11 protein-coding genes are annotated in these 13,047 nt (G+C 47.9%); 4 read left to right on the top strand and 7 right to left on the bottom strand.

Translation table 11 applies throughout. From position 1 onward, the window contains the following. Positions 1-106: 106 nt before the first annotated feature. The 3 genes from ZMTM_RS02150 to ZMTM_RS02140 form a co-directional block, all read right to left on the bottom strand. Positions 107-1,249 (bottom strand): recombinase family protein, encoded by a 1,143-nt coding sequence (locus ZMTM_RS02150; protein WP_221764704.1) that lies wholly within the window; start codon positions 1,247-1,249, stop codon positions 107-109. A gap of 167 nt (positions 1,250-1,416) precedes the next feature. Then, positions 1,417-3,204, bottom strand: coding sequence for an adenylyl cyclase (locus tag ZMTM_RS02145; RefSeq protein ID WP_221764703.1), 1,788 nt, complete (start codon positions 3,202-3,204; stop codon positions 1,417-1,419). A 147-nt stretch (positions 3,205-3,351) separates the two neighbouring features. After that, a complete protein-coding gene (locus ZMTM_RS02140; RefSeq protein WP_221764702.1) occupies positions 3,352-4,389 on the bottom strand; it encodes an LLM class flavin-dependent oxidoreductase in 1,038 nt (345 codons plus the stop codon). A 227-nt stretch (positions 4,390-4,616) separates the two neighbouring features. Here ZMTM_RS02140 and ZMTM_RS02135 point away from each other — a divergent pair, with 227 nt between their 5' ends. Together ZMTM_RS02135 and ZMTM_RS02130 are read left to right on the top strand one after the other, a co-directional pair. After that, entirely contained in the window at positions 4,617-4,877 is a 261-nt protein-coding gene (locus ZMTM_RS02135) for an ArsR family transcriptional regulator (protein WP_221764701.1), read from the top strand. A gap of 284 nt (positions 4,878-5,161) precedes the next feature. Then, positions 5,162-5,551 (top strand): hypothetical protein, encoded by a 390-nt coding sequence (locus tag ZMTM_RS02130; protein WP_221764700.1) that lies wholly within the window; start codon positions 5,162-5,164, stop codon positions 5,549-5,551. Positions 5,552-5,608: 57 nt separating this feature from the next. Here ZMTM_RS02130 and ZMTM_RS02125 read toward each other — a convergent pair whose 3' ends face one another. Further along, positions 5,609-5,872 carry a UBP-type zinc finger domain-containing protein gene (locus tag ZMTM_RS02125; protein WP_221764699.1) on the bottom strand — a complete coding sequence of 88 codons (264 nt, stop codon included), beginning with the start codon at positions 5,870-5,872 and terminating at the stop codon, positions 5,609-5,611. Positions 5,873-5,965: 93 nt separating this feature from the next. Beyond that, positions 5,966-6,307, bottom strand: coding sequence for a four-helix bundle copper-binding protein (locus ZMTM_RS02120; RefSeq protein ID WP_221764698.1), 342 nt, complete (start codon positions 6,305-6,307; stop codon positions 5,966-5,968). 377 nt (positions 6,308-6,684) lie between these two features. Between ZMTM_RS02120 and ZMTM_RS02115 the strand changes: the two genes are divergently transcribed. Then, positions 6,685-7,008 carry a FlxA-like family protein gene (locus ZMTM_RS02115; protein WP_221764697.1) on the top strand — a complete coding sequence of 108 codons (324 nt, stop codon included), beginning with the start codon at positions 6,685-6,687 and terminating at the stop codon, positions 7,006-7,008. 15 nt (positions 7,009-7,023) lie between these two features. Here ZMTM_RS02115 and metE read toward each other — a convergent pair whose 3' ends face one another. After that, the gene (metE, locus tag ZMTM_RS02110) at positions 7,024-9,294 is read right to left on the bottom strand and encodes a 5-methyltetrahydropteroyltriglutamate--homocysteine S-methyltransferase (RefSeq protein WP_221764696.1); all 2,271 of its coding nucleotides are present in this window, start codon (positions 9,292-9,294) and stop codon (positions 7,024-7,026) included. Between the two features lie 98 nt (positions 9,295-9,392). Here metE and ZMTM_RS02105 point away from each other — a divergent pair, with 98 nt between their 5' ends. Further along, positions 9,393-10,310 (top strand): LysR family transcriptional regulator, encoded by a 918-nt coding sequence (locus ZMTM_RS02105; protein ID WP_221765536.1) that lies wholly within the window; start codon positions 9,393-9,395, stop codon positions 10,308-10,310. On the opposite strand, the gene ZMTM_RS02100 is transcribed toward ZMTM_RS02105, so the two are convergent. Further along, positions 10,300-13,035, bottom strand: coding sequence for a nitrate reductase (locus ZMTM_RS02100; protein WP_225907062.1), 2,736 nt, complete (start codon positions 13,033-13,035; stop codon positions 10,300-10,302). The genes ZMTM_RS02105 and ZMTM_RS02100 overlap by 11 nt on opposite strands. Positions 13,036-13,047 lie beyond the last annotated feature (12 nt).

Here is a 13,047-nt window from a genome sequence, read left to right as displayed (position 1 = left end):
GTTTATTATACGTTAATCAATATCAAAATAACAACAACAATCTTTCGCGATATTATTTGACATGGTGACTCCACTGTGATAACTTACGTCCTTAGGACGTAAGTTATCACAGTGGATACAGCGCGAATTGAGTCCTATCAGCGTATAAGCCCCTTCCAAAGCGGCTGCGATAAACAGAACTGGAAGGTGCGCCATCTTCTTCGTCGATAATAATGCCAGACAATATGCCGCGTCGGGTCAGTATCTGCTTTAGCAATTCCAGCATCTGGTCTTCATCCAGATGCCTGGACCGGTTCTCAATGATGGCCCGGGCCTGCATAAACAGATCAACGGAAACGATGGCTTCGAAGGCGCCGTCTTTGCGAACCCAATCTGCCGGATCATTGCGTTGATGTTTGATTTTGAGCTTGAAGGAAGTGCGGTTGAAAACGTTATTGCCGATGTACTTCTCATTGGTGAGGATCTGATGGACCAGGCCACGCGTCCACGGTCGACCAGTCTCTGATTCAATGCGCTTATCATTAAGCACATTGGCTATCCCCCTTTCCAGCATCCCATCTTTCAAGAAAAGCTGATAAATGAGATTCACTGTAGCGATCTCATCAGGCGGTCCTGGAATAAGTAGTACGCGGTCTGTTTGAATACTCTTATGCTCACCACGCTTCAGAATGCCTTTGATGTTGTGGTGTTCATCGATCAGCTGTCGTCGCAGTCCATAGCCTGGTGTACCACCCTGGCGATAGCCCTTCTTGATGAGTGTTTTCTGGCCCGCGAAAACTTTGACTGACAGTTCACGGGCATACTCAGCCGCCATACTGCGTTTGATGTTTTTAATGATGGTGGATTGCAATGAGCCGTCATTACTGAATTGTTCAGCACAATAGATGACCTGGATGCCTCGCTTTTTACAGGTCTGCTCATACATGGCAGCTTCATCTGGGTCGGGGAATCGACCCCAGCGACTTACGTCATAAACCAGGATGGCGCGAAACTCAACATCTGGTTTTTGCACATCTGCTAGTAATTGCTGAAGCTCAAGTCGCCCACCGATATTAAGACCACTCTTACCAGAGTCGGCATAGGTTTTAACAATACGCATGCCATGGATAGCAGCGTAATCGGCGATAGCGAGTTGTTGGTTTTCGGTGGAATAGCGTTGGTGCTCAGTCGACATGCGAACGTACTGAGCGACTGGTATTTCTATGTCCGCGATATCTTCTACATTAATTTGCTCAGATGAAGCTGCCACCACTACCCCTAAGATTCCTAAGAATAGTGGCTATCGTTTCATTAGCAAATGACCGTTGAATGACAGTTAAAAGAAATCGAACACCTATATGATTCCGATTTTATAAATATGCAGGGATATGGTTCATGCAGAATTGAACCATCAATCGATTAAACCCTGAATTCAAATTATTTGGGCGAGGATATGATTCCGCTAGTGGCGTCATTTATGAATCCTCCGACACGTATGACTTGATAAGTTGGGTTGGCGGCCTCACCCAATCCGCCAATCACATGGGTTATTTCCCCTGTGCCTCCCAGCGAAACAGTAGTCACATCATGAAATACAATGCCATTCAACTCGACATTGCTATTGGGCACTTCAATCGCGCTATGTAATTTCACTTCGGGGTTGGTGTCAAAAAAGCAGTAAACACCCACACCCCAGGCTTGGTGGCTGGTAACTTTATCTGCAACCTTGTAAGAGGCATAGCCATTCACGCTGCCATTCATCCAGCTTGCTTGATCTGGTACGTCATAGGGCGCTTCGCTCTGATAGAAATACACGGCGCCGCCATTGCCATTCCACACGGTCTGATACTGGTGATAATGCTCTACGGCCAGCCCGTAAATGGTGACGTTATCGCCGTTCACTTCAAGCCCGTTGGTCGTCGTGTTAGTGCTCCATCCTATGCCATCACCATGGTCCGCTCGCCACAACCAGAGGTCATCACCTATCACGTTGTTACTGTTGATTCGCAGACTGACGGTAGCATTACCCACTCCCGCTCCGCCCACGCGGAAAAATACATCGTGCAATGATGTGGGATTTTCAGAATGGCTGGCACTACTACCAGTCGGCCCAACTTGGAGCAGGACTGAAGAATTGATCACACCAGCATCAAACAGAATACCTGCCAGTTTTACCCCATCTACATCGCCCACTTCCATGGCTGATAGTCCGCTGATAGGTTGTAGGGTGGCGATACCCAATCCAAGTACGATGGTATTGGCGGTGGTCACTCGCAGCGTATCATTCAGCTTATAGACCCCTGGGGTCAATAGTAGGTGCTTGCCCTTAGCCAAGGCTCGGTTGATTGTAGTGGCCGTATCTAAACCCGCTTTGGCAATATAGAACTTGTTGATTGGGATTGATTGCCCTGCCGCTGCACCATTCCCCCAAGTGATTCCTTGGCTACCATTGGTGAGCTTAGGTACAAACACACTGTATTTGCCTTTTTTATCAATAGTGAGGAATGGTTTCTCCCGCGCTACTGGCGTATGTTCAATCACTGTATAAGATTGATTAGGCCAATTGAATCCAGAGGGTGCGTTATCATCACCCACAAACACAATATTCCAGTTAGAGCCTTTCCAGCCACCCCAGCGAGAATTACGCGACAACCACTGTTGCTGCATACCAGAGTTAATTTCATTATCGATCAGGCTATCTGATATAAAGCCACCGCTAGACCAGCCGTTATCATCCAGTACCATACTGCCGCGGACGTGCACGCGACGTAATGGCGACGCTTGGGCCACTGCCCACTTCATGGTGCCGCTAGAAGGAATCACTGCCAGATTCTCTGCTCCGCGCCAGAAATTCTGCGTGGCATCTCTATCAAACCATGCTGCATCTACCTGCACACCACCATTGATGGTTACCGCGTCTGGCGTCTGGCCGAGCCCCAAGAGTTGAGTATAAAACCCTACATTGACGCTGTTATTGTAAGTGCCTGGCTTAAACAGAATGGCGTAACGGTTGCTGCCAAATTGATTACTCTGTTGCTGGCTGAATATGCTGTCCACCTTGCTTTGCACGGCAGAAGCCGACATGGATGGATCAAGAATAACCACATTGCTGCCAAAGTCTGGTGGCGAGTTTGTGCTGGATACTGCGTAACCACTTTGCAAGCACATGCCAAATATCAACATGGCAAAGGCATAACGGGTTCGTGAAAGGTGGAACAAGTGCATCAAAATCTCTTTCTTCATACTCTCTGGATGGAGACCTTGCCCCTATCTCATTCAGTTCACAACGCTAGTCATTATGCTGAATTTTTAAGTTGTTCAGCAAGCCAACATTGTTAAAATTGTATCGGGCTTGTGTCACTCCAAGTGCTATTAAACTTTAACAGAATTGCCCTGCCCGCTCATTTCTGTAGCGACTTTCGCCGTGATCTCGTAAGAATGCAAGCGTGCTGCATGATCGAATATCTGCGACGTAATCATCAATTCATCGGCCTCTGTTCTGTTAACAAAGGCAGCGATCTCATCCAATACTTTTTCTTTAGCACCTATAGCAGAGCACGACAGTACCTGGTTCAATAATGCACGCTCTGCGCCGCCAATCTGGTTCCAGAAATTTGAGATGGGTGGCGGTAGCTTTGAAGGGCGCCCAGTGCGTAGATTGATAAATGCCTGCTGCATTGATGAGGCCAGAAACTCTGCTTCGTCATCCGTATCAGCCGCAAACACATTGAAACCCAGCATAACGTGTGGCTTAGCCAAATATTGTGATGGGCGGAATGTCTCACGATAGACCTCGATTGCTTGCATCATCTGGGCAGGCGCGAAATGTGAGGCAAATGCATAAGGTAGCCCCATCGCTGCTGCCAGTTGAGCCCCATACAGGCTAGAGCCAAGTATCCATATCGGGACATTCAGGCCTGTGCCAGGCACAGCTTTAACTTGCCCCTTTGGATTAGGCGAGAAGTAGTCCAGCAACTCCATGACATCATGAGGGAATGCATCTGAATCCGATGCCAAGTTACGTCGTAAGGCCTGTGCGGTAATCTGGTCTGAGCCTGGCGCACGGCCAAGCCCGAGATCAATACGCCCAGGAAACAAGGATTCAAGAGTACCGAATTGTTCCGCAATCACCAATGGAGAGTGGTTAGGCAGCATGATTCCACCAGCACCCACTCGAATAGTAGTTGTGCCTGCTGCTACATGACCAATCAGGATGGATGTCGCGGCGCTGGCAATGCCTGGCATGCCATGATGTTCAGCAAGCCAGAAACGATGGTAACCCCAACGTTCAGCATGCTGCGCGAGATCTAAGGTATTCTTGAAAGATTGTGTAGCAGTGCTGCCTTCTGCAATTGGGGAAAGATCGAGAACCGAAAAACGGGGAGCTAGGCTATTTTTTGTGTTGGTCATGATAGAAGTTGGACTGCAAACTGGGCGCTAGTTCATTCGCAAGTGCAAATTGCTGACTTTCATAAAGGAGTATCGGCCTTGGATTTGCAAGAAATCAATAGGTAATGGCGCTAATTTATCAAGAGGTTCTTGTTAAAACCATACTTAGCCTCATATAGTAGTAGCACTATTTAACAAAGCCTAAGACTTCAACACAGAGGTCTATTGATTAAATAACGGAGTCTTGTATGAAAACAATCTTGGAATACCTGAACAAGAATGGCGAAAAGATGGACATTGATATTGCTGCCGCAACGGGACTTTCTCTAGCTGCAGTCAAGTCCAAGCTTCGAGACCTTTCATTAAGCGGCGCAGTCATCAGCTGCAATGTGACGAGATTCGTAGAGGGAGTGAAAATTGAGGGGATTAGCAGCAGAGTATCTGGCTCTATCCCACAACCAAGCCCTGGAAGAAAACCAAAAACTGAAACAGCTATTGAAAGTTCATAGCTCAAAGTCATCACATTTTATGTCTGCTAACGGCCGTGAACAGACACTTGGGCCCACTTAAACCAACTCATTTATATTTAGCTGAGTCTTGATTTAGGTGGGTCTTGGCTATTTTTAAGCCTTCTTCCGCATATCGCGTTCAGTAATACATCATTGCTGAAGTAAACCTGTGTCTGGGTTCCTGCGTTATTCAATCATGGGAGAACGATGCGTGAATCTTATGAAACCCAATAGTTCAGCATAAAGGACTATTCACGAATCACCCATTGCAGAAAAGCTTAGAAATGAAAAACATAATTGTTCCACTATTACCTACGGGTCTGTTGGTGCTTGCGGGTCTATTATCAGCATGCTCCCAGCAGCAACTTATTCAGAAAAATGCATCTTACATCCGCGGAGGCTATGCGGAAGAAGTGATGATGCAAATGGGCGACGATACGGTCAGTCAGTGCACCATTGATCTCTCGAACATCCAGACCTCTTTAATCTCCCGCTCCTATGATGCCAAACTGGTGGATGGCCGCCTGGTTTCAGGCAAAGTGGTTGAGCGTTGGAATGTACACAATTGCGAAAAACAGAATATTCAATACATTGTGACGGTGAAAGGTAACAACTCTGGCATGGATGATGTGAGCGTCATGAGGCAACCAACACATCTAGCGGCTAACAATTAGCGTGTTTAGCAGTGGTTGATGGAGTTTGTTTCGACAGAAAATAATCCAGTTATCAAACTAGATTGGATCGAATAATTTCTGGTCTACATAACACCATCCCCAAGTCTCTCCAGGTTCCTTTGATGCCATGATGGGATGCTGGGTTTGCATGAAGTGGCGTGTGGCGTGTTTATTTTTGGATGAGTCACAGCACCCAACATGCCCGCAGACCAGGCAAGTTCTTAAATGTACCCACGTATCGCCTATCTTTGTGCATTCTTCGCAGCCCTCCGAATTGGGCGTTCGCGTCACAATTTGATTGATATGGTCACAACTGCTCATATTAACCTCCTGTTATACATCCAGTTTATTAAAGCCTTTTTTGCAGCCTGCCACCGAGCTATAGCAGGTAATTAAGTAAATCTAACGAGCTTATCAACTGAGGTTTGCTGTACCTATTTTCAAGCATTCCTCTGCACATTTCCGACAGGCTGTTGCACACGCTTGGCAATGTTCTGCTGGGTGCTGGGCACATTCCTCTGCGCATGCCATGCAGATTTCTGCACAATCCTCACAGATCAATTGAAGCATCTGGCTATCCCGCGCCATAAATCCAGCTGCTAGCCGACAAAACGCCGCACAGTCAGTGGCTGCAAGAATGGCATCACGCAGATAAGCCGCATTTTCTTCGCCTAGGCATGCTACGACGCAGGCATCACAGGCTTGAGCGGATTTATTACATAAATCTATACAAAGATCATATTGTCCAGTTGCCATAGGTAACTCCTTAGAAAAGTAATTGGTTTTATCAAGCAACAACTCCTAGCATAGCACCAACTAAAGTTGTCATTCCCATTGCTATCGCTCCCCAAAAGAGATTGCAGATAAATTCTTATGCTCGGCTTTATTAGTTTGGCTTCACTTTAAATTCAGGCTTAAAAGTAATCACTTGGATCAATTTTAGCTTACCCAATGTAAAACTAGGTAAAGACTCAGAGCACAAAATGTATGAAATTAATCAATACCTCATTGAATAATATAGCTATTTAAACCATATATATCTTTGATATTTTATTAGCTAAGTTATCCGAACTCAATAAAGGAGCTTCTATTGCCGATATAGATTAAACAAGATTAACTGTAGGATAAATATCATGATTTCATCCATAAGCAATACAAGCTCCACTTCATCTGGTGGCGGCTCGGCGTCTCAAATTGCAGAATTGCAAAAACAACTGGCTGAAGCACAAAAACAATTAGCGGCAGCCGTAAAATCTCAAGATGCCAAGGTTGCCACTACACAGGCACAGATCATTCAAGCCAGGATTGCTTCGTTAGAAGCTCAAATTGCCCAGTTGAGTCAGCCTAAAAATTCATCCAGCACTAAACCTGCCGCTGATAACACTGAGTCGAACCCATCCACCCAAAAATCCAGCTCGGACTCAAACCTAGGTAACAATGTAGACATATATGCCTAGCAGACCATGCTAAGTTTATACGAGCTTCAACCTCAGATTTTTGGCTGTTTGCACCATGTTTTTTAGAGCCTCTATCGTTTCTGGCCAGCCGCGCGTTTTCAGGCCGCAGTCGGGGTTTACCCAGAGCCTGTCTGCTGGAATCACCTGCAAAGCCCGCTCCATGAGTTTCTCCATGGCTTCAACCGAAGGTACTCTGGGCGAATGAATGTCATAGACGCCTGGCCCAATCTCATTCGGATATTTAAACTCACCAAAGCCATCAAGTAGTTCCATTGCTGAACGCGAAGTCTCAATGGTAATCACGTCTGCATCCATGTTGGCGATAGAGGGCAGAATGTCGTTGAACTCGGCATAGCACATGTGGGTATGTATCTGCGTGCTGTCGTCTGCCACGCTGGCCGACAACTTGAAAGCGCGCACCGCCCAAGCCAGATAATCTGCCCACTTTCCCGCCTGCAAAGGCAAGCCTTCACGCAGTGCTGGCTCATCGATCTGAATAATTGCAATACCTGCTTTTTGCAGATCATCCACTTCGTCCCGAATAGCCAAAGCCAGTTGCAGTGCGGTTTGATCACGCGGCTGGTCATCGCGTACGAATGACCATTGCAGCATGGTCACAGGCCCCGTCAGCATGCCTTTCACAGGCCGCGTGGTAAGTGATTGTGCATAGCGCGCTTCTTCAACGGTCATTGCAGCAGGACGATAAACATCACCATAAATAATCGGCGGTTTCACGCAGCGTGAGCCATAGCTTTGTACCCAGCCATTTTGGCTGAATGTATAGCCTGCAAGCTGCTCACCGAAATATTCCACCATGTCGTTGCGTTCGGCCTCGCCATGCACCAGCACATCAATATCCAACTGCAATTGCTGTTCGATGGCATTGCGGATGTTTTTCTGGATGATGGCTTGGTAATCGGATGCGCTGATTTCACTGCGGCGGAATGCTGAGCGTGAAGCACGAATGTCCGTAGTCTGCGGGAATGAGCCTATGGTGGTAGTTGGTAGCAAAGGCAAATTAAGACGCTGTTTTTGCAGAGTGCTGCGTTGCACAAAACTGCTGGTTCTTTCAGGCGATATTGTATTAATCTTGCTGAGTCGTTCGCTCACTTTTTTATCATGTACCCGCGTTGAAAGTCGTCTAGATAAAATTGCATTACTTGATGCTGCAAGCGACTCTTTAACACTTTCTTTTCCATGCGTTAATGCCTGCTGCAATACATTCAGCTCCTGCAGTTTTTCATCAGAAAACGCCAGCCATGGCTTAATCTCAGCATCCAGATTTTGCTCATGCGTTAGCGTGACGGGCACATGAACGAGAGAACATGAGGGAGCAATCCACAGGCGATCAGCCAACTTTTTTTCAACGGGAATTAATGTCTCCAGCGTATTTTCCAGATCGTTGCGCCAGATGTTGCGTCCGTCTATAACACCCGCTGAAAGCACCCAATGCGATGGTAAGACTGCCAGCCAAACACCGAGCTGTTCTGGCGCGCGTACCAAGTCGATATGAATGCCATCCACAGGCAGCGCGGTAATGTTGGGGGCGTAACGCGCCACACTTTCAAAATAAGTGGTCAGCAACAGCTTGGGGCGATTGTTACGAATGCGGGCATAGGCATCTTTGTACGCATCTAGCCATTGCTGGTCTAGATCCAGTCCCAGTGCAGGCTCATCAATTTGTACCCATTCAATACCGCGATAAGTAAGTTCGTTGAGCAACACTGCATACTCCGCACACAAAGCTGGTAGCAGGCTAAGTCGGTCAAAATCTGCGGCACGGCTTTTTCCAAGATAGAGAAACGAGACTGGCCCTAGCAAATTGGGTTTGACTTTTGCGCCTGTGGCAATCGCTTCATCTATCTGTGAGAGAAATTCATGAGCATTGATCAGAAACTCGGTTTCTGGCCCAAATTCTGGTACTAGGTAATGGTAATTGGTATCAAACCATTTGGTCATTTCCTGCGCTGGCTGGTCAGCATTGCCGCGGGCTAACGCAAAGTAATCTTGTTGCGTTAAAGCTTTACCTTTAAATCCAAAACGAGTTGGGGTAGCGCTAAATAAAACGCTGTGATCCAACACATGGTCGTAGTAAGAAAAGTCACCAGCACTGATAAATTCCAGCCCTGCATCTTGCTGTTTCTGCCAGTTGGTTTTGCGCAACTCGCAACCTGTTTGATGCAATACCAGTTCGCTGCTTTCGTTTTTCCAGAAAGACTCCAGCGTAAATTTTAATTCGCGTTTCTCGCCGATGCGCGGGTAACCCAATATGTGTGCAATTGCCATGATTCTATCCATCTAAAATTAAGATGGCGCAGTTTGCATGCTATGCTTTAATTAATAAAGCGAGTTTTTTTACAGTTTACTTGAATAAAATTAATATCATGATAGACATACGGCAACTTAAATCCCTCAAGGCAATCGCAGAAACTGGCAAGCTCGGTACTGCCGCTGCGCGCGTGCACCTCACGCAATCTGCGCTGTCGCATCAGATACGTGCAGTGGAAGAGGATTACCAGATCAAGCTATTCCTACGCACTGCTCATGGTCTGCGCTTCACACCAGCGGGTGAACGATTACTGAAGCTGGCTGATCTGGTGCTTGAAGCCACGGCACAGGCTGAGCGTGACTTGGAGCGTCTCAAAGCTAGTCAGTCTGGCGAGCTGCGTATCGTATTGGAATGCCATACTTGTTTTGATTGGCTGACGCCAGTGATGGATAGCTTTCGGCGAGCATGGCCCGAAATCGAGATTGATTTAGTCGCTGGCTTCCACAGCGACCCATGGCGTTTATTGCATGAAGCCAAAGCCGATTTTGTCATCGGCGGCTTGCCGCAAAACATGCAGGAGCTGCACCATGCGCCCCTGTTCGAATTTGAGATTATGGCAGTGCTGGCTCCAGATCATCCACTACATGCCAAGCCCTATCTGCAGGCCAAAGACTTTGCCAATGAAACCTTGATTACCTATCCAGTGCCAGAAGAACGTATTGATGTCATACGCCATGTATTGAAGCCCGCCGAGATTGCATTCAAACGACGCACGTCGGAACTGACTGTGGCCATCATGCAGCTTGTCGCCAGCCACCGAGGCATCGCTGCCTTGCCGAGCTGGGGTATACAAAGTTATGTGGAACATGAATATGTGATCGAAAAAGCCATCACTAAAAAAGGCCTGTGGTCCAGGCTCTACGCCGTTGGCAAGCAGGAAACCATCACCCAGCCATACGCACAGGATCTAGTGAAGATCATCCGCGAAACCTGTTTAGCTAAGCTGGCAGGGATCAAACTGTTCAATCATTAAATTTTGATATTGCTGGCGCATGTAATTTAATTAGCCGATTCAACTCTGGTACGCATGAGCCGCATTCAGTGCCGCATTTGAGTTTGTTTTTCAAGGTAATCAAATCAGCGCCACGAGCGATATTGTCGACAATTGTATTTTCTGCAACGTCCACGCAATTGCAGATAATCTTGCCGCGACTGCCATTGCCAGTTGGCGGAGTACTTAGCGGTGCAAGTGCCCAGAGGTGTAACTGCTCAGTGAACTCACCTTGGGTCATCACTTCGCGTAGCCATTCTGCAGCGAGGATTTCACCAATCAAACGCACACCCGTCACCTGTTTATTTTCTACCAGAATGCGCTTGGAAATACCACGTTTGGAATCGTTGTAATTAAGCATCGGCATACCTTCTGTCATGCCCAGCATTTCATCCAGTTGCTGAATAATGCCGTCATCTGGAGTGACATTGTGGCTGGCGCGTAGAATCACCATGCCATCGCCACGGCCATAGAGACCACAGCTGGCGTAGTCAAAGTGCTTGAGCAATGTGCGGATATTTTGTAGCAGATGCAGATCATGGCAAACGCGCATCACCATCATTTGCCATGGTAGCTCGACCTTTTCAATCTTGATGGCCGCATGTTTTAGCTCGGGCTGTTTCGAAGTTTTATCAAATGCACTAGGCATGAGCGCATTACTGCCAAGGCAATTCATAAACTGGCTGCCCCAGTGCATGGGGATAAAGGTTTGGGCTGGCATCATTTCGTCTGATGGCTGCGCTCGCAATATCAAACTACCTCGTTTATTGCTGACTTTTACCAAGCTGCCAGCTTCAATCGAGCGACGTTTCATATCGCCCAGATTCATGGAAATAATGGGTTCTTCCGCATGGTTAAACAACTGCGCTACTGTGCCTGTGCGGCTCATGCCATGCCACTGGTCACGCAGCCTGCCAGTGGTCAAATGCAAAGGATGTCGTGCATCGGTTTTTTCAGCGGTAGATTTATAAATGGTGTTAACAAACTGCGCTTTACCGTTTTCTTTCTGAAATATGCCATCGGTATACAGGCGCTTCACACCAGTATCACTGCCTTCGGGAAACGGCCATAGCTGCGGCCCAGATTCATCTAACAAGCCATAGCTGATGCCCGTAATATCAAGGTCACGACCACGCGTTGTTTCGCGGTGTTCGTTAAAAATATGTTCTGGACGGGTATAGGGGAATAGCTTGGCTGCATCTTTGGTTGTGTCGAGCAAGCGGCCTAACCTGAGGGCAAAGTCGGTGGCGATTTCCCAATCATGACGTGCCTCAACAGGTGGCGTTACTGCTGGATTCAAGTGCGTAATACGGCGCTCGGAATTAGTCACCGTGCCTTCTTTTTCCCCCCAGCTACTGGCAGGCAATATGACATCAGCATAACTTGTAGTTTCTGTGCCCTGAAACGCTTCTTGCAGCACGACTAACTCGGCTTTGTCCAATGCCGCTAAAACACTGCTTAAATCTGGCATTGATTGTGCTGGATTGGTACAGGCAATCCAGACTGCTTTAATACTGCCATCGCCAATAGCCTTGAAGATTTCTACCGCGGTTTTGCCTGGCTGCTCGGGCACGCTTTCTATGCCCCATAACTTCGCCACCTCAGCGCGGTGCTCGGGGTTAGCCAGATCGCGATGGCCTGAAAGCAGATTAGCCATGCCGCCAACTTCGCGTCCACCCATGGCATTGGGCTGACCAGTCAAGGAGAATGGGCCTGCGCCTGGCTTGCCGATCTGCCCTGTCGCCAGATGGAGATTGATTAGCGCAGCATTCTTGTCAGTGCCGCTGGTGGATTGATTCAGCCCCTGGCAGTACATAGAAAGCGTAGGACCAGCGCCAAACCATTTGGAAGCGGTAATGATGTCTGCTTCTTTGATGCCGCAAATATCAGCCACCATCTTTGGGGTGTATTCGCGGACTGTGTTTTTCAGCGCCTCAAAGCCTTCTGTATGGGCATTGATGTAAGCCATATCCAGCAAGCCTTCCCACAGCATGACATGCAGCATGCCGTTGAAGAGCGCGACATCGGTGCCGGGCAGAATGGCTAGATGTAAATCCGCCGATTGCGCAGTGTCAGTCAGCCGTGGGTCAACCACGATGATCTTCATCTCTGGGTTTTTGGCTTTGGCGTCTTCAATCCTGCGATACAAAATCGGGTGCGCGTAGGCTGTATTTGAGCCAGCGATAAACAAGCAGGCCGCATGGTCGATATCTTCATAACAGGCAGGTGGCGCATCCGCGCCTAATGTGGCCTTATAACCACTGACCGCGGATGACATGCAAAGGCGGGAGTTGGTATCGACGTTGTTCGTGCCAATCAAGCCTTTCGCCAGCTTGTTGAACACATAGTAATCTTCGGTCAGCAGCTGGCCTGAAATATAGAAAGCCACCGCATCTGGGCCATGCTCGCGGATGATGGCCGCAAACCGTTCAGCGACGTAATCCAGCGACTCATCCCAACTTGCACGTTGCCTCACGTCAGTACGGTTGCGACGTAGCTCAGGATAAAGCAAGCGTGCTTCAGGTCTGGTAGATAGGTGTAGCGTGGAACCCTTGGTACATAAACGCCCGAAGTTGGCTGGGTGATCGGGGTCGCCGCGCACCCCAGTGATTCTGCCCTGCTCGGTTTGAATCAGCACACCGCAACCAACACCGCAGTAACAGCAGGTGGATTTAACTTCTTTTGCTTGAATTGGTATTGCCGACACTGATATTCCTAA

Origin of the sequence: Methyloradius palustris (assembly GCF_019703875.1) — a bacterium.
Taxonomy (GTDB): Bacteria; Pseudomonadota; Gammaproteobacteria; order Burkholderiales; family Methylophilaceae; genus Methyloradius; species Methyloradius palustris.
Note: the sequence above shows the minus strand (reverse complement) of the source record. Positions and strands in the feature narration are given on the sequence as shown.

Bases quoted from the DNA above. Each gene is read 5' to 3' on its own strand.
- ZMTM_RS02145 (WP_221764703.1), bottom strand. From the start codon at position 3,204: ATGCACTTGTTCCACCTTTCACGAACCCGTTATGCCTTTGCCATGTTG.
- ZMTM_RS02140 (WP_221764702.1), bottom strand. From the start codon at position 4,389: ATGACCAACACAAAAAATAGCCTAGCTCCCCGTTTTTCGGTTCTCGAT.
- ZMTM_RS02135 (WP_221764701.1), top strand. From the start codon at position 4,617: ATGAAAACAATCTTGGAATACCTGAACAAGAATGGCGAAAAGATGGAC.
- ZMTM_RS02130 (WP_221764700.1), top strand. From the start codon at position 5,162: ATGAAAAACATAATTGTTCCACTATTACCTACGGGTCTGTTGGTGCTT.
- ZMTM_RS02125 (WP_221764699.1), bottom strand. From the start codon at position 5,872: ATGAGCAGTTGTGACCATATCAATCAAATTGTGACGCGAACGCCCAAT.
- ZMTM_RS02120 (WP_221764698.1), bottom strand. From the start codon at position 6,307: ATGGCAACTGGACAATATGATCTTTGTATAGATTTATGTAATAAATCC.
- ZMTM_RS02115 (WP_221764697.1), top strand. From the start codon at position 6,685: ATGATTTCATCCATAAGCAATACAAGCTCCACTTCATCTGGTGGCGGC.
- metE (WP_221764696.1), bottom strand. From the start codon at position 9,294: ATGGCAATTGCACACATATTGGGTTACCCGCGCATCGGCGAGAAACGC.
- ZMTM_RS02105 (WP_221765536.1), top strand. From the start codon at position 9,393: ATGATAGACATACGGCAACTTAAATCCCTCAAGGCAATCGCAGAAACT.